Source organism: Paraburkholderia tuberum STM678, assembly GCF_902833905.1.
Lineage (GTDB): Bacteria > Pseudomonadota > Gammaproteobacteria > Burkholderiales > Burkholderiaceae > Paraburkholderia > Paraburkholderia tuberum.
Genome location: NZ_CADFGP010000031.1, coordinates 17,263 through 39,810, shown reverse-complemented (window position 1 = coordinate 39,810; position 22,548 = coordinate 17,263). Strand labels below are relative to the sequence as shown.

The following is a 22,548-nucleotide window of genomic DNA, read 5'->3' as shown; positions in this document are numbered from 1 at the left end:
GTACCGAGCCGGAGAGCACCTGCATGATCGAAGAAGTGTCCACGCCGCACGCCGCCTATGTGCTCGTCGTCGATGACGACGAGGGCATCTTGCGGCTCGCGCGCAAGTCGCTCGAACGCGCCGGCTGCCGGGTGACGATCTGCGCCGGCGTCGAGGCGGCCCGCGAGCGGCTCGCGAGCCGCGCCCCCGATCTGCTCGTGCTCGATTATCAGCTGAGCGGACCGGAGACCGGGCTCGATTTCTTCCGGCGTCTGCGCGCGGAGGGCGTGCGCATTCCGGCGATCCTCGTGACCGGCTTCACCGACGAGTCGCGCGTGATCGAAGCGCTGCGCGCGGGCGTGTCCGACGTGGTGCCGAAGTCCGGCGACTATCTCGACTATCTGCCAGAGGCCGTGGAGCGCGTGTTGTCGCAGGTGCGGCTGCAACGCGCGTCCGACGAAGCGCTGCTGCTGCGCGATCGCGAGCTGCATTACCGCACGCTGTCGGAGACGTTGCCGCATCTCGTGCTGACCTGCGACGCGGCCGGCGATTGCGACTTCCTGTCGAAGCAATGGTACGACTACACCGGCTTGCCCGAACATGGCTCGCATGGTCTCGCGTGGCTAGAGGCCGTGCATCGCGACGATTGCGAGCAGATCCGGCAAAGCTGGCTGAAGGCCGTCGCGAGCCGCAGCGGCGACTATCGGCACGAGATGCGGATTCGCCGCCACGACGGCGAGTACCGCTGGTTCGACGTGCGCGTGGTCGCGATGCGCGATGCCGATGGCAACGTCAGCAAATGGTTCGGTAGCTGCACCGACATCCACTCGCAGCGCGAGGCGATCGAGGAGCGCGAGCGACTGCTCGAGTCCGAGCAGGCCGCGCGCCAGGCCGCCGAAGAAGCGAATCGCGCGAAGGACCGTTTTCTCGCGATGCTGTCGCACGAATTGCGCACACCGCTCACGCCGGTGCTCGCGGGCGCGAGCGTACTCGAGATGATCCCGGAACTGCCGGAGCAGGCGCGTGCGAGCGTGCGCATGATCCGCCGCAACGTCGAACTGGAGGCGCGGCTGATCGACGATCTGCTCGATCTGACGCGCGTCGCGAACGGCAAGCTGCGGCTGTCGCTGGAGACCGTCGACGTACACGAGGTGATCGACAGCGTGCTCGAACTCTTTCGCAGCGAAATCCAGGTCAAGCAGCAGGACGTGCATGTCGAGAAGCACGCGACGCATCACTACGTGCTCGCCGATCGCGCGCGGCTGCAACAGATGCTGTGGAACCTGATTCGCAATGCCGCAAAGTTCACGCCGGACGGCGGCCATATCTATGTGCGCACACGCGACGAACGCATGCAGGTGCAGATCTCGGTCGAAGACACCGGCATCGGCATCGAGCCGGAGCAGATCGGCAAGCTGTTCAATGCGTTCGAGCAGGGCGACCAAAGCATGACGCGGCAGTTCGGCGGCCTGGGTCTCGGTCTCGCGATCACGAAGGCTTTGACGGACGTGCACGGCGGCACTGTGACCGCGCGGAGTCCCGGTCCGCATTGCGGCGCGACCTTCACGATCACGCTGCCGACCGCCGCCGCGCGGGCCACCGCGCCGCCGGTCATCGTGCCGAGCAACCTGCAGCCGGCGAGTTCGCTGTCCGTGCTGCTGATCGAGGACCATGCCGACACCGCCGACGTGATGGCCCAATTGATGCGCGGCTTGGGTCATCAGGTGACGGTGGTCGGGCGGGTCGACGATGCGCTTGCCGCGACGCAGTTGCACGGGTTCGATCTGGTTGTCAGCGATGTCGGATTGCCCGATGGCACCGGTCTTGATTTCGTCAAGGCGTTTCGCGAACATTCCGACGTGCCAGCCGTCGCGCTGACCGGCTTCGGCACCGACGAGGACGTGCGCCGCTGTTTGAGCGCGGGCTTTACATCGCATCTGACGAAGCCTGTCAATTTCGGCCAGCTCGAAGCGATGATCGAAAGTGCGGCGCAATTGAAGGCGCAAAAGGAAGGGTAAGGCTCGATAAAGCGCAGCGCGCTGAAGGCAGCGTGAAAACACAAAGGCCTGTCGCGACGCCGATCGCGACAGGCCTTTTGATTTCACTGGCTCAGGCCGTCCAACCCGAGCTTGATTCGACGATTAACGCTGCTGGTTGTTCAGCGAATCGCGGATCTCGCGCAGCAGCAGCACGTCTTCCGGCGGCGGCGGCGGCTCCGCCGGCGCGGCTTGCGGCTCCTTGCGCAGTTTGTTGATGAATTTGACCATCAGAAAGATGATGAACGCGAGAATGATGAAGTTGATCGTCGCGGTAATGAATGAACCGTAACCGAACACCGCCACGCCACCTGTCTGCAGGTCTTTATACGATTCGGGGTTGCCTTTGTAAGTGGCCGGAATATGGCCCAGGCGAACGAACAGATTGGAGAAATCGAGGCCGCCGGTAGCGACCCCGACAACCGGCATGATCAGGTCTTTAACCACGGAATTGACAATGGTGGAAAACGCGCCGCCGATAATCACACCGACCGCCAGATCCATCACGTTGCCTTTGAGGGCAAATTCTTTAAATTCCTGGATCATGCTCATGCCTACACCTCCCTGATGTGAATAGCCGAATCATACCAACCTGAAGCGGATAGGCTAGTGCTTTAGCCGCAAGGCAACAAGCGCATCTGCTGCGCGTCGCTAATGAGGAAACTGTGACTCGCTATGGCGCGCGCGCTCCAGATGCGCGGCAAAACTGACCGGGTCGATATTGGCACCGCACAGCAGCACGCCCACGCGTTTGCCCTGCAACTGTTCGCGCAGCGGTCCGAGCAATCCGGCCGTGGCGGCCGCGCAAGCCGGCTCGACCGCGAGCTTCAGCTGATTGAACAGGATCAGCATCGCCTCGCGCAACTGGTCGTCGGACACGGTGACGATCCGATCGACATGGCGGCGGCACAGTTCGTAGCTGTATTGCTCGGTATGCGGCGACATCAGCGAATCGGCGATGCTGTGCATGTGGCCCATTCTGACCGTATGGTTGGCGGCAAAACTCTTACTCATCACGTCCGAGCCTTCGGGTTCGACGCCGTACACGTGCACGTTCGGATTCGCGAGCCGCAGCGCGGTGGAGACCCCGGCCGCGAGTCCGCCGCCGCCGATCGGCACGATCACCGCTTCGAGGTCAGGCGTTTGCGTGGCCCATTCGTAGCCGAGCGTCGCCGAGCCGAGCACCGTGCGATAGCCGTTGAACGGATGCACGAAATAGCGGCCTTCCTCGGCCTCGACGCGGCGCACCAGTTCGAACGCTTCGGCGAGATCTTCCGCATAGACGATGTCGGCGCCGTACTCGCGGCACAACGCGACGCGGGCCGGATTCGCCGCGCTGAACAGCACGACCTTGGCGCTGACGCCGAGGCGCATCGCCGCATAGGCGACCGCCACCGCGTGATTGCCGCCCGACACGCAGGTGACACCCGCGCTCTTTTGCGCGTCGTCGAGCGCGAGCAGGTTCGTGAAGGCGCCGCGCGCCTTGAAGCTGCCGCCCGCCTGCAGCAGCTCGAACTTGAAATTGACGACGGTGCCGCGCAGCGATGAGAAGTCGAGCCGGTCGAACACCGGCGTGCGCGCGACCCAGGGCGTCAACGCGAAGTGCTGCGCGGCGATGTCGTCGAGCGTAGGGATCGGCTCACCGTCGATCGTGTGATCCGTGTGCTGCGGCATGGCGCTGGACATGGCGGTCGCTCCGGAGTCGTCGATGTCGCTGAGGCCCGTGGCTCGGCGCGCAGGTTCACTGCGGCTGCGCGCCGCTGCAACGAAACGGGCTAAGCGGCCTCGACCGACATGCTGTGGATGAACTTGCGCAAGAAGCGCTCGCACGCGACGAGCTGCGCGAGCTCGACGAATTCGTTCGCCTTATGCGCCTGCTGGATGTCGCCGGGGCCGCAGACGATGCTCGGAATCCCCGCGTTCGAAAACAGCCCGGCCTCGGTGCCGTATGCGACCTTGCGCTTGTCCTGGTCGGCCGTCAGCGCGCGGACGAGCTGCGTGATCGCGGCCTGTTCGGACGAATCGAGTCCGGGCGCCGCGGCGATCTTCGTGATCTCGATCGCGGCCGAGGGGTGCTCGCGCAGCATTTTCGGCAGCAGCGTTTCGCGCGCGTAGCTGTCGATGCGCGCGAAGATCTGCTCGGGATCGAGCGTCGGCAGGTTGCGGAACTCGAACTGGAACTGGCATTCGGCCGGCACCGTGTTGATTGCGTTGCCGCCCGTGATCGTGCTGGTCTGCGCGGTGCTGAACGGCACGTCGTACAGTTCGTCGAAGGGGCCTTGCGCGCGGAACTGGTCGGCCATGTCGCGGATGTAGCAGATCAGGCGAGCCGCGTACTCGATCGCGTTCAAGCCCTTCGGCGTCAGCGACGAATGCGCGGCCTGGCCGCGTACGCAGCACTGATACGCGTTGATGCCCTTGTGCGCGATGATCGGGCGCATGCTGGTCGGCTCGCCGACGATGCAGCCGTCCGGCTTCACGCCGCGCTTCATCAGATCGGCGATCAGAAGCGGCGCGCCCACGCAGCCCACTTCCTCGTCGAACGACAGCGCGAGGTGGATCGGCTTCGCGAGCTTCGTGCGCTGCATGTCCGGCACGAGCGCGAGCGCCGCGCCGATGAAGCCCTTCATGTCGCAGGTGCCGCGGCCATAGAGCTTGTCACCGCGAATCTCCGGCTTGAACGGATCGCTGTCCCATTGCTGGCCGTCCACCGGCACGACGTCGGTGTGGCCCGACAGCACGACGCCGCCGTTCGTTTCGCCGTCGTGCGCGGGAATGGTCGCGAACAGGTTCGCCCATTTGCCGCCCTTGCCGTGCGTCAGCGTCGCGTCGATACCGACCGCGCGCAGTTCGTCGCGCACGGTTTCGATCAGGCCGAGGTTTGGATTGCGGCTCACCGTGTCCATCGACACGAGACGGGTGACCCAGGGCAGAGATATCGGAGAAGCGGGGGACGCGGAGGAGGCGGACGACTGCAACGATTGCGCTGTTTCAGCGACGTGAGACATGACATGACTCCAGCGTTTTGTGTCTATCGATCATATCCCAAATTGCATTTTCGTCAGGATGTCCAAAAAGCCGGGCTCGCGTTGGCGCAGCGCAGCATCGATGCAAAAAAACGGGGGACGTCCCCCCGTTTTCTGCGGTTTTCACGAGCCTGTGCGCACAGCGTGCCGCGCTCAGCGAGCCGGCGCCGCCGCCGTGCCGCGGCTCGGCGAACCGAGCGCGCGCAAGGTCTCCTTGACGGTCGCGACGCGCACCGCGAGATCCGGGCTGCGCGTTTCGATACGCAGCTTGTCCTGACCCGCGAGCTTGATGTGCTTGTGCTTCTGCACCATCTCGATGATCCGCATCGCGTCGACGGGCGGATTGGGGATGAACTGCAGGCCGATCACCGCTTCACCGGCATCGATCTTCGAAATGCCGAGCGGCTTCGCGGCGAGCCGCAGTCGATGCGTCTCCACCAGCGCATGCGCCTGCGGCGGCAGCTTGCCGAAGCGGTCGATCAGCTCTTCCTGGATGCCGTCGATCGAATCGTTGTGTTCGCAGTTCGCGAGGCGCTTGTACAGCGACAGCCGTTCCTGCACGTCGCCGCAATAGTCCGACGGCAGGATCGCCGGCGAATGCAGGTTGATCTCGGTGGTCGCGGCGAGCGGCGCGGTGAGGTCTGGCTCCTTGCCGTTCTTGAGCGCCCTCACTGCGTCGTTGAGCATGTCGGTATAAAGCTGGAAGCCGATCTCGTGAATCTCGCCCGACTGCTTGTCACCGAGCACCTCGCCGGTGCCGCGAATTTCGAGGTCGTGCATCGCGAGATAAAAGCCCGAGCCGAGTTCCTCCATCTGCTGGATCGCTTCGAGCCGCCGTTGCGCCTGCTTGGTGAGCCCCTGCGGATCGTGCACGAGCAGATACGAGTACGCCTGGTGATGCGAGCGGCCGACGCGGCCACGCAGCTGATGCAATTGCGCGAGGCCGAACTTGTCGGAGCGGTGGATCAGGATCGTGTTCGCGCTCGGCACGTCGATGCCGGTTTCGATGATCGTCGTGCACAGCAGCACGTTCGCGCGTTGCGCGACGAAGTCGCGCATCACCCGCTCCAGTTCCCGCTCGTGCATCTGTCCATGCGCGACCGCGATGCGCGCTTCGGGCACCAGCTCTTCGAGCATCTGCCGGCGATTCTGGATCGTCTCGACTTCGTTGTGCAGGAAGTAGACCTGGCCGCCGCGCTTCAACTCGCGCAGCATTGCTTCGCGAATCACGCTGTCTTCCTCGCGCCGCACGAAGGTCTTGATCGCGAGGCGTTTTTGCGGCGCCGTTGCGATCACCGAGAAATCGCGCAGGCCTTCGAGCGCCATGCCGAGCGTACGGGGAATCGGCGTCGCGGTCAGCGTCAGTACGTCGACTTCCGCGCGCAGCGCTTTCAGCGCCTCCTTCTGACGCACGCCGAAGCGATGCTCCTCGTCGATGATCACGAGTCCGAGCCGCTTGAACTGCACATCGGACGACAGCAGCTTGTGCGTGCCGATTACGATGTCGACCGAGCCTTCGTTGATCTGCCGGATCGCCGCGTTCACTTCCTTGGTCGACTTGAAGCGCGATAGCTCGGCGATGCGCACCGGCCAGTCGGAGAAGCGGTCGCTGAAGGTTTGCGTGTGCTGTTCGGCGAGCAGCGTGGTCGGCGCCAACAGCGCGACCTGCTTGCCGCCCATCACCGCGATGAACGCCGCGCGCAATGCGACCTCGGTCTTGCCGAAGCCGACGTCGCCGCACACGAGCCGGTCCATCGGTTTGCCGCTCGTCATGTCGCCGATCACGGCCGCGATCGCGGCGGCCTGGTCCGGCGTTTCCTCGAAACCGAAGCTCTCGGCGAACTTCACGTAGTCCTTCGGTTCGAGCGCGAACGCGTGGCCCTCGCGGGCGGCACGGCGGGCGTACAGGTTGAGCAGCTCGGCGGCGGTGTCGCGGATCTGCTGCGCGGCCTTGCGCTTGGCCTTTTCCCACTGGCCCGAGCCGAGCGAATGCAGCGGCGCGCTTTCCGGATCGGCGCCGCTATAGCGCGAGATCACGTGCAATTGCGCGACCGGCACGTAGAGCTTGCTGTCGCCCGCGTATTCGAGGTGCAGGAACTCGGTCTCGCCTTCGCCGAGATCCATCGTCACGAGACCCATGTAGCGGCCGATACCGTGCTGCGAATGCACGACCGGGTCGCCGAGCTTCAGCTCGGACAGATCGCGCACCATCGAATCGACGTTGCTCGCCTGTTCCTGGCGGCGGCGTCCCGCGCGGCGCGCGAGCGGCCCGTACAGCTCGGTTTCGGTGATGATCGCGATGCCGTCGCCCGGCAGCGCGAAGCCGTTCGCGAGCGGCGCGACGCCGAGCGAGAAACGCGCGTCGCTCTTGAGCCAGTCGGCGAAGCTGTCGGCCGAGGTGGGCTTCAGCTGGTTGTCGGCGAGCAGTTGCAGCAGCGTCTCGCGGCGGCCCGCCGATTCGGCGGCGAACAGCACCCGGTTCGGCGTCGCGCTCAGATACGCGCGCAGCGCCGAGACGGGATCGTCGGCGTGACGATCGATCGCGAGGTTCGGCAGCGCGATCGACCAGGCGCCGTCGCCGTTGGTGGGCAGCACGAGCCGTGCGAACGGTTTCGCGAACGTGAAGAAATCCTCGTCCGACAGGAACAGCTTGTGCGGTTCGAGAATCGGCCGGTCGCGGTCGTGCGACAGGAAATTGAAGCGCTGCTTCGTGTCGTTGGTGAAGCGCCGGATCGCCGCGTCCAGATCGCCGACGAACGCGAGTTGCGAACCGTCGGGCAGGTAATGGAAGAGGGTGGCCGTCTCCTCGAAGAACAGCGGCAGATAGTATTCGATACCCGCCGACGGCACGCCGTTGCCGATGTCCTTATAGATCGACGCGCGGCTCGGATCGCCCTCGAAAGTCTCGCGCCAGCGGCTGCGGAATGCGGTGCGCGCGGCCTCGTCGAACGGGAATTCGCGGCCCGGCAGCAGGCGCACGTCCTTGACCGGATAGAGGCTGCGCTGCGTGTCGGGGTCGAACGCGCGGATCGAGTCGACCTGGTCGTCGAACAGGTCGATCCGGTAGGGCAGCGGCGAGCCCATCGGAAACAGATCGAGCAGCGAGCCGCGCACGCAATATTCGCCGGGACGCACCACCTGGCTCACGTGCTCGTAGCCGGCGAGCGTCAGCTGCGCCTTCAGCTTCGCTTCGTCGAGCCGTTCGCCTTGCGAGAACGAGAACGTGTAGGCGGCCAGAAACGATGCAGGCGGCATCCGGTACAAGGCCGTCGTGGCCGGCACGAGCAGGATGTCGCAACGGCCTTCGCCGAGGTCGTGCAGCGTCGCGAGACGCTCGGAGACGAGGTCCTGGTGCGGCGAAAACGTGTCGTAAGGCAGCGTCTCCCAGTCGGGCAGGAGGCGCACGCGCGCGTCGGGCGCGAAGAAGCCGATTTCCTGCGACAGCCGCTGCGCGTCGAGCGCGTTTTCGCAGACCACCGCAAGCAGCGGCATCTTCTCGCGATACGCGAGATGGTAGCGGGCGATCAGCAGCGCGTCGGACGAACCGCGCGTGCCGTCGAAGGCGAAACGCTGGCCGGCCTTGACGAGCGCGACGGGCGGGGAGGACTGCGAGGATGCGGCGATGTCTGGCATAAAGGAGAAAAAGGGCGGCTCGGGGCTCACGCGACGGCCAAGTTTACGCGTGTACGGGCGTGGATGCGAAGGACCTATTATAAAATCCGTCCTTTACTTTGACCTGGCGGCATCCGCACTCGTGACTTCCCGTCTCTTTGCCCTGATCCCGTGCGCAGGCACCGGCAGCCGTTCCGGCGCCGCGATGCCCAAGCAATACCGCACTGTCGCCGGCCGCGACATGCTGCATTACTCGCTCGCCGCGTTCGACGCGTGCAGCGAATTCACGCAGACGCTCGTCGTCATCGCGCCCGACGATCAGCACTTCGACGCCCGCCGCTTCGGCAATCTGCGCTTCGCGGTGCGTCGCGTGGGCGGCGCGTCGCGCCAGGCGTCGGTGCTCAACGGTCTGCACGCGCTCGCCGAGTTCGGCGCCCACGACGCCGACTGGGTGCTCGTGCACGACGCGGCGCGGCCGGGCATCACGGCGGCGCTGATCCGTACGCTGGTCGGTTCGCTCAAGGAGGATGCGGTCGGCGGCATCATGGCGTTGCCGGTCGCCGATACCTTGAAGCGTATCGACCGCGCGTCGGCCGATGGCCGCATCGCCCAAACCGAATCGCGTGACGGCTTGTGGCAGGCGCAGACGCCCCAGATGTTCCGCATCGGCATGCTGCGCGAGGCGATCCTGCGCGCCCAGGCCGACGGCCACGATCTGACCGACGAGGCGAGCGCGATCGAATGGTCGGGCCACGCGCCGAAGCTCGTGCAAGGCAGCCTGCGGAACTTCAAGGTCACGTATCCGGAAGATTTCGATCTGGCCGAGGCGATTCTGAGCCGCCCCGCCGGTTCGTGAAACCGCGCCTGGGCACATTGGCAAGATTTAGAAAGGCTTTAAAGAAGCTTTAAAAGCTTCAGCACTTGAGGACGTGACGCACATGGATTTCAGAATTGGGCAGGGCTACGACGTGCATGCGCTGGTGCCGGGACGCGCGTTGATCATCGGCGGCGTAACGATTCCCTACGAGCGCGGGCTGCTCGGTCACTCGGACGCGGATGTGCTGCTGCACGCGATCACCGACGCGCTGTTTGGCGCGGCCGCGTTGGGCGATATCGGCCGCCACTTCTCCGATACCGACGCGAAGTTCGCCGGCGCCGACAGCCGCGTGCTGCTGCGCGAGTGCGTGGCGCGCGTGAAGGCGGCCGGCTTTGCGATCGGCAACGTCGACAGCAGCGTGATCGCGCAGGCGCCGAAGCTCGCACCGCATATCGAAGGGATGCGCGCCAATATCGCGGCGGACCTCGGTCTGCCGATCGAGCGCGTGAACGTCAAGGCGAAGACGAACGAGAAGCTCGGTTATCTCGGCCGCGGCGAGGGCATCGAGGCGCAGGCCGTGGTGTTGTTGGTCAGGAGCTGAACGGGATTTTTGTTTGGGTGACGGGCGGTGCCGCTTACAGCGTCGCGCCGCCAATCGTCCGATTGCTCGGACACAGCTCGTCCGTTTGCAGGCCGTCGAGGATGCGCAGCACTTCTTCGGGATTACGGCCCACGTACAGATTGTTGACCGACACGTGCTGGATCGTGTTGTCCGGATCGACGATATAGGTCGCGCGCAGCGCGACGCCCGCTTCCTTGTCGCGCACGCCGAGCTGGTCGATCAGCTCGCCTTTCACGTCGCCGAACGAGTAGTGGTTGAGCCTGTCGAGTTCCTTGTACTCGCGGCGCCATGCGAGCTTCACATATTCATTGTCGACGCTGCCGCCGAGCAGCACGGCCTCGCGGTCCTCGAACTCCTTGACGAGCTTGCTGAATTCGACGATTTCCGTCGGGCAGACCAACGAAAAATCCTTCGGATAGAAGTAAATGATTTTCCATTTGCCTGGAAACGACTGCTCGGTGATGTATTCGAACGCCGAGACGCCGTGTTCTTCGTGATGGTTGAAGCCCGGCTTGGCGGCAATGACGGTGAACGCTTCGAGTTTATCGCCAACGGTTTTCATGCAAAGGCTCCTTCGGAAGTCGCAACAAGCGGCGTGTTTCGAATGGCGACGGCGCGCGGTGCCGCGCGTCGTCGGCTCACGCGCTTTTCGCGAGCGGAAACTCGATCGTCACTTCAAGCCCGGGTCCGGGCGAGCGGTTGCGCAGCCGCAGCGCGCCGCGATAACGGGCGACGAGCCGCTGCACGATCGCCATGCCGAGGCCCGTGCCGTTGGCCTGGGTGCGCGCCGAATTCACACGATAGAACGGCCGCGTGACGAGCGCGAGCTGGTCTTCGGGAATGCCGGGGCCTTCGTCGACCACCGAGAGTTCGACGCGCGAGTGCGACACGCGCGTTTCGAGAATGACGCGCGGCACACCGTCGCCGTCGCTGAGGCCATATTTGCGCGCGTTCTCGAGCAGATTGCCGACCACGCGACGCATGTCGGTTTCATCGGCCTCGATCACCGCCGACGGAGCGAGCCGCGTGATCAGCCGCATGCTGTCCTCGCTTTGCATGCGTGCGGCGAGTTCGCTCGCGATCACCGAGAGGTCCACCGGTTCCGGCACACGCTGAACGGGACGCGCGTAGTCGAGGAAGCGGCCGATGATCATGTCCATTTGCTCGATGTCGTCGACCATCGCGTCCTTGGTGGCCTGATCGGACGGGCTCATTTCGGTCTCGAGCCGCAGCCGTGCGAGCGGCGTGCGCAGATCGTGGGAGATGCCCGCGAGCATCAGCGCGCGGTCCGCCTCGAGCTGTTCGAGGTCGCGCACCATCTGGTTGAAGCTTCGATTGGTTTCGGCGGCCACACCCATGCCGCGCTCGGGCAGCGGCTCGGGCGATTGCCCCGAGCCGACCCGGCGCGCGGCCATCGCCAGACGCGCGAACGGCCGGTTCACCAGACTCGTGATGAACGCCGCGCCGAACAGCGACAGCGCGAGCGCGAACACGCCCCAGCCGGCCCATTGCAGGCCGGTGGCGTTGTCGAGCTGATCGCGGTCGAGCGCGACCCAGTAATCGTCGTCGTCGATCTTGAAGCTGATCCATACGCCGTTGATATCGTTGACGCTCTGCGCGATTATGGTGTCGTCGCCGAGACGGCCGCGGATGTCGTGCTCGATCAGGCGATTCAACGATTCGTCGGGCTGGAGTTTGTATTTGTCGGTGGCTTCGCGCGGGTACACGCGCACCCCTTCGTTGCTCTCCAGATCCTGCAGCAGCGCGCGCCGCAGGTCGGGATCGGAATAGAGGAGTGCGGTACGCGTGAGCTTGACGATCGCGACGAGTTGCAGAGCCACGCGCTGCGCGCGCGGCTCACGCTCGATCACGCGAAAGCTCTGGAACCACGCGGCGAGACTGACTGCGATCAACAGCGCGATCAGCAGAAAGGTCCGCCAGAAAAGGCCGCCGAACGCGAGCGTCAGGAGGCGCCGGTCGATCCGCATGGGCCCTTCTTATGTGACACAGAAACAAAAACGGAGCACAAACTCAGGCTGCACCGTCGGGGATGAAGACGTAGCCGAGGCCCCACACGGTCTGAATGAAGCGCGGGCTGCCCGGATCCGGCTCGATCAGCTTGCGCAGACGCGAGATCTGCACGTCGAGGCTGCGGTCGAAGACCTCGTATTCGCGCCCGCGTGCGAGTTCCATCAGCTTTTCGCGCGACAGCGGCTGACGCGGATGACGCGCGAATACCTTCAGCACCGAGAACTCACCGGTGGTGAGCGGAATTTCCTGGCCGGCCTTGGTCAGCGTGCGGGTGGCGAGATTCAGCGCGAACTCGCCGAACTCGAAGACCTCGGTGGTCTCGGACGGAGCGCCCGGCAACTCGGACGGCGACTGGCGACGCAGCACCGCGTGAATGCGCGCGACCAGTTCGCGTGGATTGAACGGCTTGGGCAGATAGTCGTCGGCACCCATCTCGAGGCCGACGATGCGATCGACATCCTCACCCTTGGCCGTCAGCATGATGATCGGCGTGCGGTCGTTGCTGCCGCGCAGTCGCCGGCAGATCGACAGGCCGTCCTCACCGGGCAGCATCAGATCGAGCACCAGCAGATCGAAGCGCTCGCGCACCCAGAGCTTGTTCATTGACGGCGCATTTTCGGCGACGTAGACGTTGAAGCCTTGTTCGCCGAGGTAGCGGCGCAGAAGATCGCGCAGGCGTGGATCGTCGTCGACGACGAGGATTTTCGAAGGGTTTTTGGTTTCCATGGTCGGCATCTTAGCGCGATTAGAAAGTGGTGCGCGGTTACACCATTTCTGGGGTTACAGTCGGTTACAAAATTTACCCGCGGTGTGGCGCGACGTAAAGTATGCGCGTTTAGACTGCTTTACTGAATGCGGCTGTTCGGTGGATACTTCACTCGACAAAACTCTCGCACCCGGCTGTTACCGGGGTTTGTATACGCATCTGAGGTAGCCGGTTGCCGCGCCACGAAGGGAACAACATGAAGGGAGGGGTTTGGCCAAACGTGCGCCTGAGCGTGATTGCACTGGCGGTTGCCGGTACGCTGGCAGGCACACTGGGCCCGACGCTCGCTCATGCGCAGCCGTCCGCGGATAGAGCGGCGAGCGAGCATGCGCCCCGCTTGGGCAATGGCAGAACCAGCCGCCACAACCCGGGCATCGATCGCCCTGCCTCTGACGCGATGCTGCGCACCGCGGTTCCCCCCGATCTCGATCAACGTCGCCGCGACGGGCATATGACGCCCGAAGAGCGTCGGCTGTTGCGGCAGCACATCGAAGACGCCGTGCGCGAGTTGTACAAGCGTTAATCTCAGCGCGCGCATTGCCGCGTGAAAAATCCCGTTGCATCTTCAGCGTCCACTTTCTGATCCGCTGCTCCGTTGAGTCGCCAGCGCCGGCGCGTTTTTGTGCGCGTCTTGGTGCATACAGGCGCCTCGGCTCACGATGTCACGCCACTCACGAGCGCGCGCCGCGAAGCGATATCGCGACCTCCCGACTGTATTCGAGCCGATCCCAACGCGCGCCGAGCGCAACGCATGGACGCCGGATCAGCGTCGCATCTCCGACACGCCGGACCCGGCACGCGTCGAGCCGATCGCCATGCAGTTTCGCGCGAGCGGTTATGACATCGAGGTGACGCTACGCGCGCTCGGCGACAACCTGTTCTATCCGCCGAACCTCAAAGGATGGCCGGGCGGCGCGTCCTGGATCAACAGTTCGACGCTGAAAGGCGGCAACGACGGTTTGAACACCGTGATCCCGTTCGCCGATCCTGCGTACCTCGTGCTGCGCAAAAACATCGGCATCAAACGCGAACAGATGATCCAGCTCGACGAGCGCACCGCGCTGCATCCCGCGCCGTATCCCGCGTTGGAGCCGCTGATGCCGCTCTCGCGCAGCCGGCAGCTCGCGATCGTGCAGGGCGTCAGCTATGCGCAGCCGAACCTGTCGCATTTCCGTTCGATCGAGATCTGGGATACCGCTCACGCTCCGACCAATATCTGCGCGACGGCTGGCTCACGCGCGCGTTCGCGATGAGGCCGGTGCCCATCGGTTTCGCGGCCGACGGCGTCGTGGTCGGCAGCGCCGAAATGGGGCCGCTCGCAAACGGCGCGCGCGCGATCGCGCTGGTCAATCCCGCGCTCGCGCCTATTCTCGACGTCGAAAACGACATCGTGAAACCGGCCGGTCGTCTGCGTGCGACGCAAAGGCAGCCTCAGTTGAAGACCGCGTTTCCGGGCGGCGCGTTCGGCAGTTCGATCAAAACGGCAATGCAGGTGCTGGCCGCTTCGGACACGCTGAAGATAGCTGGCGCCGGACGCGCGCCACTGGAGCAGCCGTTGAGCGGGCAGGGCGTGGCCGTGATCCGGCTAACGCTGAACGGTTTCGATACGCACCAGAACCAGCCGGGACAACAGGCCGAGTTGCTCAAACAGTTCGCGGAAGGGATGGTGGCGATGCAGGCCGCGCTCGTCGAGTTGGGCCGGTGGAACGATACGCTCGTGATGACGTACGCGGAATTCGGGCGCCGTCCGCGCGAGAACCAGAGCAACGGCACCGATCACGGCACGGTGGCGCCGTACTTCGTGACGGGCGGTCGCGTGCAGGGCGGTTTGTTTGGCGTGCCGCCGATGCTTGCGCGGCTCGATGGGAATGGCAACCTGCCGGTCGGCGTGGATTTTCGCCAGCTTTATGCGACGGTGCTCGGGCCCTGGTGGGGATTGGACGCGCCTGCGACTCTGCAGCAGCGGCTCGAGCCGCTGCCGTTGCTGCGGGCGTGAGCGCTGGGCGCTGGGCGCGAATCGACGCGCCCGGCGCTCAGGCTACTTCGCGCGCCACGCGATCCATAGCTTGCGGATCGGCGTCAACGCGATGCGTTGATGCAGCACGTGATAACCGTCGCGCTCGATTTCATCGAGCAACGCCAACGCGAGCGCCGCGAGCGCGAGCAGCGTGCGCTGCGCGCGCCGCGCGCTGGCGGGCACCGCGGCGAGCGCGGTCTGCACCGCGTCGCGCGCGCGATTCGTTTCGAACCGCATCAGCTCGGTGAAAGCGTCGGTGTATTTGCGGTTGATCAGATCGGCGGCGGTGACGTTGTAGCGTTGCATCTCGTCGATCGGAACGTAGATGCGGCCGTGCCGGGCATCGTTGCCGGTTTCGGCGACGAACTGCGCGAGCATCAGCGCCTCGCCGAGCGGAGCGGCCCACGCCGACGCATGCGCGGCATCGTCGGCCGATCCGGTTGCAGCCGCGCGCGACACCAGCGAAGCAAAATTGCCACCGACACCCTGCACATAGCGCCGCAGGTTCGGATAGTCGAGATAGCGTGCCTGGTCGAGATCCATCTCGAAGCCCGCGAGCAGTTCCTGCAGAGCCCGACATTCGGCCTGCGCGTCGGGCAGATAGGCCGCGAGTGCCTTGGACACCGGATGCGACGGCGAGCCGGCGGCCAGCGCGGCAATTTCTTTCTGCCACCACGCGAGCTTCGTGCGGCCGACCGCCGGATCGCTCGTCTCCTTGACCGTTTCCTCGAACTCGCGACGCAATGCGAAGAGCGCCGTCAACAGAGGCTGACTGGCGGCGCGCGCCTGGCGAAGCGCATAGTAGGTGCTCGATCCTGGGGGCGCCGCTTTCTGCTGGCAATAGTCGTCGAAATTCACGGGATGAGAGTGTGGGGAAGGACTGGCGAGAAGGGCGCCGACGTCCGTCGCGGCGCCCGTCTCGACGAGCCGAAAATTGTAGCATCGGCGTCGCGCGCGCAGATACCGTCGGGTGCAGACAAGCGCGAATCAATCGGTTAGAATCTCGCGCTTACGCTTTCGGGCACGTGTTCAGCGCGCTTGGGAGTGCACAGGACAATCGGGCGCGACGCTTTGCGGCGTACCCGGCTGCGAGGGTGGCGAAATTGGTAGACGCACCAGGTTTAGGTCCTGACGCCCGCAAGGGTGTAGGGGTTCGAGTCCCCTCCCTCGCACCACTTATTGGTAGTCAAGAAAAACCCCGTCAAGTCTTTGGACCGACGGGGTTTTTTCTTTTTTGCGCGGTCTTCTGAAAGGCCTCAGTGTTGCTCCGCTGCCTTTCATCGCGACCGCGCGACTCAGGCACCCGGCGTTCCCGGCACTTCCTGCGAGCCCGGCAATTCCGCTTGCGCGGCGCCTTCGAGGAAACGGCGCGTCGACTCGAACGCCTGCAGCATCTGGTCCGGCCATGGCGTTTGCAGCATCACCGCCTGATGATTTTCAAATGCCGACGACAGCAGTTTCGCCAGTTCCGGCGAACGAAGATGACGCAGTACGACGCTGACCGCGATCGCGCTCGCCTGGCTCGCGCCGGCGGTCTGGAGTTCCGACGCAGTGAGTGCCGCGACCTGTTTGTTGATGTCCACTGAAGCGTCCCTGGATGAAAAAGAGGGTGAAGGCGCGTTGGCCGAGGCTCAATTTTGACACGCGCCGCCCAATGCCGTGAAACGGCGCTTTTCAAACACGGCCGGTTCGCCGCGCGCTATCACTCCTGCGCGTTCATGGCACGGATCACCTTGTCGAGCGCCGCGCCGAACGCGGCCCTTTCCTCTTCGTCGAGGCACTCGAACATATCGCCGTTCCACTTGCGCGCGATCGGCATCACTTTGCGATACAGCGCGCGGCCTTCCTGCGTCAGCGAGACCAGCACGACGCGGCCGTCCGCGGCGCTCGCTTCGCGCTGCACGAGTCCCTGCCGGATCAGCGCTTCGGCCGCGCGACTCGCCTGGCTTTTGTCGAGATTGGCATGGCGTGCCAACTCCATGATCGAGAACGGTCCGAACGATCCCACCGTCGCAATTACCCGCGCTTCGGGCAGCGTCACGTCGAGCTTCGCCGCGTAGCGCGCGCTGATGCCGCGCTCGGCCAGTTTGTTCAGTACATGCAGACGATACGTGAGGAACTGCTCGAGCCCGGCTTTGGCGGAGTCCTTCATGGTCACCCCGTGATGAGTGGAACGGTCGTGGCGCTGTGATTGTTGCGGCAACCGTTTCGCGGGTCAACGCACGCCGTATTTCAGGCGCGTCAGCTGCTCGGCTTCGTTGGCGAGCAGGCGCGCCGCATCGCGAATCGCGACGTCGAGCGTGATCGGCCCCGGCGCCGGAGAAAAGCAGCCGCCGAAGTATTCGGCAAGACGCGGCAGCGCGGCGGGGTCGATCGCGCCGGACAGCAGCGTGGCGGGCACGCCCGCGGCACGCGCATGCGCGCAGGCGATGAACGGCGCCTTGCCGTGCAGCGTCTGTACGTCGGAACGGCCTTCACCGGTAATCAGCCAGTTGGCGCCCGTGAGCGCGGCGTCGAGGCCGATTTGCCGCGCGACGGTTTCCGCGCCCGGCTCGAACTGCGCGCCGAGCATGTGCAATGCGAAGCCGAGGCCGCCCGCCGCGCCCGCGCCCGGCAGGTCACGCGCCGTGCGGCCGAGCGCGGCTTCGAGCAGATCGGCGAAGCGCGCGAGCGCCGCGTCGATCGGCGCGACCTGTTCTGGCTTCACGCCTTTTTGCGGACCGAAGATCGCGGTCGCACCGTGCGCGCCGGTCAACGGATTGTCGACGTCCGACATGCCGACGAACTGCGTGTCGGCAAGCCGCGCGTCGAGCAGCGACGCATCGACCCGCGCCACGCGCGCAAGCTGCTCGGGTGTGCCTTCGAGTACGTTGCCTTGCGCGTCGAAAAGTTGCAAGCCGAGGCCGGTCAGCAGGCCGGCGCCGCCGTCGTTCGTGCTGCTGCCGCCGAGCGCGACGAAAAAGCGCCGCACGCCGGCATCAAGCAGCGCGCGAATCGCTTCGCCCATGCCGCGCGTGCTGCGCGCCTCGACCGGCACGCCCATGCCGACGGGGTCCGTAATGCCGACGATTTCCGCCGTTTCGATGATGGCGCTGCCGTCTGTGAGCAGGCCCGTCAGCGCTGCGCGCGTCGGACCGGCCGCGCCGCGCACGCTAAGCGTGCGGCGCTCGCCGCCGCTCGTGAGCATTGCGTCGAGCGTGCCTTCGCCGCCGTCGGCCATCGGACAGATGCGCACGCTCGCGTCGGGGCGTGCGCGCTGGACGCCGGATGCGATCGCTTGCGCGACCTGTTCCGCGCTGAGCGAGCCTTTGAATGAATCGGGAGCGATGACGACGACAGGCGAGGACGACGAATTCGGCATGGTGTCTCTGAGAGGTTTGAGTCGTTGTAAGCGGTTGCCGGAGCGGATGAAGCGACCGGCTGCCGGTGACCGGCGGTGGCGGCCCGAGCGAGTGCGTTAGCTTATCAGCATGGGGGCGTCGGCTGAATATGTCGAAAGGCATAGGCGGGATCGCGGCCACGACGCGTCGGCCGCGAGCGGGTGCGAGCGTCCACGCGAACGTTCTGTTGCATGACTAAAGAGCGCCGAGGAACGCATGACGCTAACCGGATAGCGATGCCAGCGGCAAATCGCGCTCGCTGTGTCAAAACTAACCGAAAATGGCCCTCAAAACGCCCGGAATGCAGGGAAAGCTCGATGCAATCATCGAATCCCGGCTAGGCGCGCAAATAGTTTGCTAAAATATTCGGCTCTTTGGACTCAACCGTGCTGCCGACGGCCTGCAAGCCCGCGGCGCAGGTGCGTGATCGATGCAATCGGCGCGATGCAATCGGCGCAAATCGATGCGAAGCGACATCGACGGGCAGCACGGAGAAGATAACTGATTCGCTCGAATAATTTTAGGACGATTGAAGCCATGGCTAACGTTGTTGAAAACCTCGGCAAGCTCGAACGCCGCGTGACGATTTCCCTGCCGAAGGATGCCGTGCAGAAGGAAGTGGATTCGCGTATCCGTCAACTCGCGAAGAACGTGCGCATGCCGGGTTTCCGCCCGGGCAAGGTGCCGCTCAAGATGGTGACGCAACAGTATTCGGGCCAGGTGGAAGCCGAAGTGCTGAGCGACAAGGTCGGCAAGGAATTTTTCGACATCAGCCGCACCGAAAACCTGCGTGTCGCGGGTCAGCCGAGCTTCGCGCCGAATACCGACGCGGGTGAAGGCAGCTACGCGTTCGACGCGACCTTCGAGGTGTATCCGGAAGTGAAGCTGGGCGACGTCGCCACGGCTGAAATCGAGCGCACCATGACCAGCATCAGCGAAGCGGAAATCGACCGCACGCTGGACATCCTGCGCAAACAGCGCGTGCACTTCCTCGCTCGCGGCGAGGCAGGCGAGCATGGCGACGGCGGCGCGGACACGGCCGCCAAAGACGGCGACCGCGTGACGGTCGACTTCGTCGGCAAGATCGACGGTGAAGCATTCCAGGGCGGTAGCGCCGAAGACTTCGGCTTCATCCTCGGCGAAGGCCGCATGCTGCCGGAATTCGAAAAAGCGGCGCTCGGCTTGAAGGTCGGCGAAGCGAAGGAATTCGACCTGAAGTTCCCGGACGACTACCACGGCAAGGAAGTGGCGGGCAAGACGGCGCAATTCACGATCACGATGAAGAAGATCGAATGGCCGCATTTGCCGGAAGTCGACGGCGAATTCGCGAAATCGCTCGGCATCGAAGACGGCGATCTGACCAAGATGCGCGCTGAAATCAAGGACAACCTCGAGCGCGAAGCGAAGCGCCGCACGCAAGCCATCGTCAAGAACCAGGTGATGGACGCACTGCTGAAAATCTCGGAGCTCGACGTCCCGAACGCGCTGATCGAGCAGGATCAGGAGCGCCTCGTCGCGATGGCTCGCCAGGATCTGGAACAGCGCGGCGTGCCGAACGCGAAGGACGCGCCGATCCCGGCCGCGATGTTCAAGGAGCAGGCCGAGCGCCGCGTCAAGCTGGGTCTCGTGCTGGCCGAGCTGGTGAAGGCGAACGAACTGCAGGCGAAGCCGGAGCAGATCCGTGCCGAAGTCGATGAATTCGCGAAAAGCTACGAAGACCCGAAGGAAGTCGTCCGCTGGTATTATTCCAACCAGCAACGTCTTGCTGAAATGGAAGCGTATGTCGTTGAAGCCAACGTCGTCGACTTCGTCCTCAGCAAGGCGAAGGTGACGGACAAGGAAGTGAGCTTCGAGGAACTGGCAAGCGCAACGGCGCAAGCGTAAGCGTCGCTGCAACGGCGTGCCGGCTGTCGGAGCGACCGACGGCCGGCACGCCGTTTTTTTGTGCTATGAATCTGTGTGACGTAGCGGATCCGGTCGTGCGGCGCACACGAAGACGGCACTTGAATACGGGCTCGTCGCACCAACCTGTGTCCAGCAGCTAATATTCAGAATATTTCCAGACAAGGATCCATTGCATGACCTTTCGCGCCCAAATGCTGGACACGTTGACCTCCCAGTCGTCCCGGGATCTCGAAGCGCAGGCACTCGGTCTGGTGCCGATCGTCGTGGAAACGAGCGGTCGGGGCGAGCGCTCCTATGATATTTATTCGCGTCTGCTGAAGGAACGCATCGTGTTCCTCGTGGGCGAAGTGAACGACCAGACGGCCAATCTGGTGGTTGCGCAGATGCTGTTTCTGGAAAGCGAGAATCCGGACAAGGACATCTACTTCTACATCAACAGTCCGGGCGGCTCCGTGTCTGCCGGTATGGCGATCTACGATACGATGCAGTTCATCAAGCCGGACGTCTCGACGCTGTGCATGGGGCTTGCGGCGAGCATGGGCGCGTTCCTGCTCGCGGCCGGTGCTAAGGGCAAGCGTTTCGCGCTGCCGAATTCGCGCGTGATGATTCATCAGCCGCTCGGCGGCGCGCGCGGCCAGGCATCGGACATTGAAATCCAGGCGCGTGAAATCCTGTACCTGAAGGATCGGCTGAATCATCTGCTCGCGCACCACACCGGTCAGCCGGTCGAACGCATCGCGCGTGACACCGACCGTGACAATTTCATGTCCGGCGATGACGCGCAGGCGTACGGCCTCGTCGACCAGGTGGCGCACAAGCGTCCCTGATCTGGTACGGTTTTGCCCTGCTGTTTTGCCCACTGTTGCGGCAAAACCGTCATCGGGTCGGTTGTGAATGTTCCACTTCCGTCCGGGCGTCTGCGGCAAGCGCCGTTATCGTGCTCACTAGCCCTGCCGCGCCCAAACTGCGTGGCGGGGGCAAACGGCGTATTATCTAATCCGGTGTCCGGAGGCTCACACATCTATGGCGGACAAGAAAGGTTCTAACAGCGAAAAGCTGTTGTATTGCTCGTTTTGCGGCAAGAGCCAGCATGAGGTCAAGAAACTGATTGCTGGCCCGTCGGTATTCATCTGCGATGAATGTATCGATCTGTGCAACGAAATCATTCGTGACGAGGCTGCAGGCGCGGGCATCGAGGCCGGCTTGTCCAAGTCCGATCTGCCGACCCCGCAGGAAATCCGCGAAATTCTCGACCAGTACGTGATCGGTCAGGAGCGCGCGAAAAAGATCCTCGCGGTCGCGGTCTACAACCACTACAAGCGCCTCAAGCATCTCGACAAGAAGGATGAAATCGAGCTGTCCAAGAGCAACATCCTGCTGATCGGCCCGACCGGCTCCGGCAAGACGCTGCTTGCGCAGACGCTCGCGCGCCTTCTGAACGTGCCATTCGTGATTGCCGACGCGACCACGCTGACGGAAGCCGGCTATGTCGGCGAAGACGTCGAGAACATCATTCAGAAGCTGCTGCAGAATTGTAATTACGAGGTGGACAAGGCTCAGCGCGGCATCGTCTACATCGACGAAATCGACAAGATCAGTCGCAAGTCCGACAACCCGTCCATCACGCGCGACGTGTCGGGCGAGGGTGTGCAGCAGGCTCTGCTGAAGCTGGTCGAAGGCACGATGGCGTCGGTGCCGCCGCAAGGTGGCCGTAAGCATCCGAACCAGGACTTCATCCAGGTCGATACGACGAACATCCTGTTCATCTGCGGCGGTGCGTTCGACGGCCTCGAGAAGGTCATCGTCGATCGCACCGAGAAGACCGGCATCGGTTTCGGCGCGAGCGTGAAGAGCAAGCAGGACCGCGACGCCGGCGAAGTGCTGCGCGAAGTGGAGCCGGAAGATCTGATCAAATTCGGCCTGATTCCGGAGCTGATCGGCCGTCTGCCGGTGGTCGCCACGCTAGGCAAGCTCGACGAAGCGGCGCTGATGAAGATTCTCGTCGAACCGAAGAATGCGCTGGTCAAGCAGTATCACAAGCTGTTCAGCATGGAGCGCGTCGAGCTCGAAATCCGTCCGGCTGCGTTGCAGGCCGTGGCGCGCAAGGCGATCCGCCGCAAGACGGGCGCGCGGGGCCTGCGTTCGATTCTGGAACAGGCGTTGCTTGATGTCATGTACGACCTTCCGCAAATGAAAGGTGTCAGCAAGGTCATCATCGACGACAACGTTATCGACGGCGACGGCAAACCGCTGCTGATCTACGAAGACGCGCCGAAGGTCGCGGGTTCGAACTGATCGGCTTTCGAGTTCTGCAAAAAGGCCGTTCATGGCGACGTGAACGGCTTTTTCGTTTATCG

At 64.1% G+C, this 22,548-nt stretch carries 18 protein-coding genes, 1 tRNA gene and 1 pseudogene; 9 read left to right on the top strand and 11 right to left on the bottom strand.

Translation table 11 applies throughout. The annotated features are described in order from the left end of the window. Nucleotides 1–23 precede the first annotated feature (23 nt). Nucleotides 24–1,997 carry a hybrid sensor histidine kinase/response regulator gene (locus tag HWY30_RS24745; RefSeq protein WP_090804692.1) on the top strand — a complete coding sequence of 658 codons (1,974 nt, stop codon included), beginning with the start codon at nt 24–26 and terminating at the stop codon, nt 1,995–1,997. A gap of 123 nt (nt 1,998–2,120) precedes the next feature. Here the strand turns inward: HWY30_RS24745 and mscL are convergent, their stop codons facing one another. The 4 genes from mscL to mfd all read right to left on the bottom strand — a co-directional run bounded on the left by mscL (nt 2,121) and on the right by mfd (nt 8,674). Continuing rightward, nucleotides 2,121–2,567: a large conductance mechanosensitive channel protein MscL gene (gene mscL, locus HWY30_RS24740; protein ID WP_090804694.1), complete on the bottom strand. Its 447-nt coding sequence runs from the start codon at nt 2,565–2,567 to the stop codon at nt 2,121–2,123. Between the two features lie 99 nt (nt 2,568–2,666). Next, entirely contained in the window at nt 2,667–3,701 is a 1,035-nt protein-coding gene (locus tag HWY30_RS24735; protein ID WP_090804696.1) for a threonine ammonia-lyase, read from the bottom strand. An 89-nt stretch (nt 3,702–3,790) separates the two neighbouring features. Continuing rightward, the gene (gene argE, locus HWY30_RS24730; protein WP_090804699.1) at nt 3,791–5,023 is read right to left on the bottom strand and encodes an acetylornithine deacetylase; all 1,233 of its coding nucleotides are present in this window, start codon (nt 5,021–5,023) and stop codon (nt 3,791–3,793) included. 171 nt (nt 5,024–5,194) lie between these two features. Further along, complete coding sequence (gene mfd, locus HWY30_RS24725) at nt 5,195–8,674, bottom strand: transcription-repair coupling factor (RefSeq protein WP_090804701.1); 3,480 nt, start codon at nt 8,672–8,674, stop codon at nt 5,195–5,197. A gap of 121 nt (nt 8,675–8,795) precedes the next feature. Between mfd and ispD the strand changes: the two genes are divergently transcribed. Beyond that, on the top strand, nt 8,796–9,509 hold the full coding sequence (ispD, locus tag HWY30_RS24720; RefSeq protein WP_090804703.1) for a 2-C-methyl-D-erythritol 4-phosphate cytidylyltransferase: 714 nt from the start codon (nt 8,796–8,798) through the stop codon (nt 9,507–9,509). Between the two features lie 82 nt (nt 9,510–9,591). Continuing rightward, nucleotides 9,592–10,071, top strand: a complete 480-nt coding sequence (gene ispF / locus HWY30_RS24715) for a 2-C-methyl-D-erythritol 2,4-cyclodiphosphate synthase (protein ID WP_090804728.1) — start codon at nt 9,592–9,594, stop codon at nt 10,069–10,071. Between the two features lie 34 nt (nt 10,072–10,105). Here ispF and HWY30_RS24710 read toward each other — a convergent pair whose 3' ends face one another. From HWY30_RS24710 to ompR, 3 genes are all read right to left on the bottom strand, one after another. After that, on the bottom strand, nt 10,106–10,654 hold the full coding sequence (locus HWY30_RS24710; RefSeq protein ID WP_090804730.1) for a peroxiredoxin: 549 nt from the start codon (nt 10,652–10,654) through the stop codon (nt 10,106–10,108). Between the two features lie 76 nt (nt 10,655–10,730). Continuing rightward, nucleotides 10,731–12,080 carry an ATP-binding protein gene (locus HWY30_RS24705; RefSeq protein WP_090804732.1) on the bottom strand — a complete coding sequence of 450 codons (1,350 nt, stop codon included), beginning with the start codon at nt 12,078–12,080 and terminating at the stop codon, nt 10,731–10,733. Between the two features lie 43 nt (nt 12,081–12,123). Continuing rightward, nucleotides 12,124–12,858: an osmolarity response regulator transcription factor OmpR gene (gene ompR / locus HWY30_RS24700; RefSeq protein WP_006048917.1), complete on the bottom strand. Its 735-nt coding sequence runs from the start codon at nt 12,856–12,858 to the stop codon at nt 12,124–12,126. 227 nt (nt 12,859–13,085) lie between these two features. Here ompR and HWY30_RS24695 point away from each other — a divergent pair, with 227 nt between their 5' ends. Together HWY30_RS24695 and HWY30_RS24690 are read left to right on the top strand one after the other, a co-directional pair. After that, nucleotides 13,086–13,412 carry a hypothetical protein gene (locus HWY30_RS24695; RefSeq protein WP_090805755.1) on the top strand — a complete coding sequence of 109 codons (327 nt, stop codon included), beginning with the start codon at nt 13,086–13,088 and terminating at the stop codon, nt 13,410–13,412. Between the two features lie 415 nt (nt 13,413–13,827). Continuing rightward, a pseudogene (locus HWY30_RS24690) lies at nt 13,828–14,885 on the top strand (DUF1501 domain-containing protein); the annotation flags it as partial. A gap of 42 nt (nt 14,886–14,927) precedes the next feature. Here the strand turns inward: HWY30_RS24690 and HWY30_RS24685 are convergent. Beyond that, nucleotides 14,928–15,764 (bottom strand): squalene/phytoene synthase family protein, encoded by an 837-nt coding sequence (locus HWY30_RS24685; protein ID WP_090804734.1) that lies wholly within the window; start codon nt 15,762–15,764, stop codon nt 14,928–14,930. Between the two features lie 230 nt (nt 15,765–15,994). Here HWY30_RS24685 and HWY30_RS24680 point away from each other — a divergent pair. Beyond that, nucleotides 15,995–16,081 (top strand) — tRNA-Leu (locus tag HWY30_RS24680). 120 nt (nt 16,082–16,201) lie between these two features. On the opposite strand, the gene HWY30_RS24675 is transcribed toward HWY30_RS24680, so the two are convergent. From HWY30_RS24675 to HWY30_RS24665, 3 genes are all read right to left on the bottom strand, one after another. Beyond that, complete coding sequence (locus HWY30_RS24675; protein WP_090804736.1) at nt 16,202–16,489, bottom strand: hypothetical protein; 288 nt, start codon at nt 16,487–16,489, stop codon at nt 16,202–16,204. Between the two features lie 119 nt (nt 16,490–16,608). Beyond that, nucleotides 16,609–17,058 (bottom strand): MarR family winged helix-turn-helix transcriptional regulator, encoded by a 450-nt coding sequence (locus HWY30_RS24670; protein ID WP_090804738.1) that lies wholly within the window; start codon nt 17,056–17,058, stop codon nt 16,609–16,611. 63 nt (nt 17,059–17,121) lie between these two features. Continuing rightward, complete coding sequence (locus HWY30_RS24665) at nt 17,122–18,267, bottom strand: glycerate kinase (protein WP_090804740.1); 1,146 nt, start codon at nt 18,265–18,267, stop codon at nt 17,122–17,124. Nucleotides 18,268–18,823: 556 nt separating this feature from the next. Here HWY30_RS24665 and tig point away from each other — a divergent pair. The 3 genes from tig to clpX all read left to right on the top strand — a co-directional run bounded on the left by tig (nt 18,824) and on the right by clpX (nt 22,486). Then, nucleotides 18,824–20,170: a trigger factor gene (gene tig, locus HWY30_RS24660; RefSeq protein WP_090804742.1), complete on the top strand. Its 1,347-nt coding sequence runs from the start codon at nt 18,824–18,826 to the stop codon at nt 20,168–20,170. A 194-nt stretch (nt 20,171–20,364) separates the two neighbouring features. After that, on the top strand, nt 20,365–21,018 hold the full coding sequence (gene clpP, locus HWY30_RS24655; RefSeq protein WP_013089401.1) for an ATP-dependent Clp endopeptidase proteolytic subunit ClpP: 654 nt from the start codon (nt 20,365–20,367) through the stop codon (nt 21,016–21,018). 196 nt (nt 21,019–21,214) lie between these two features. Continuing rightward, nucleotides 21,215–22,486, top strand: coding sequence for an ATP-dependent Clp protease ATP-binding subunit ClpX (gene clpX / locus HWY30_RS24650; RefSeq protein WP_013089402.1), 1,272 nt, complete (start codon nt 21,215–21,217; stop codon nt 22,484–22,486). Nucleotides 22,487–22,548: the final 62 nt, after the last annotated feature.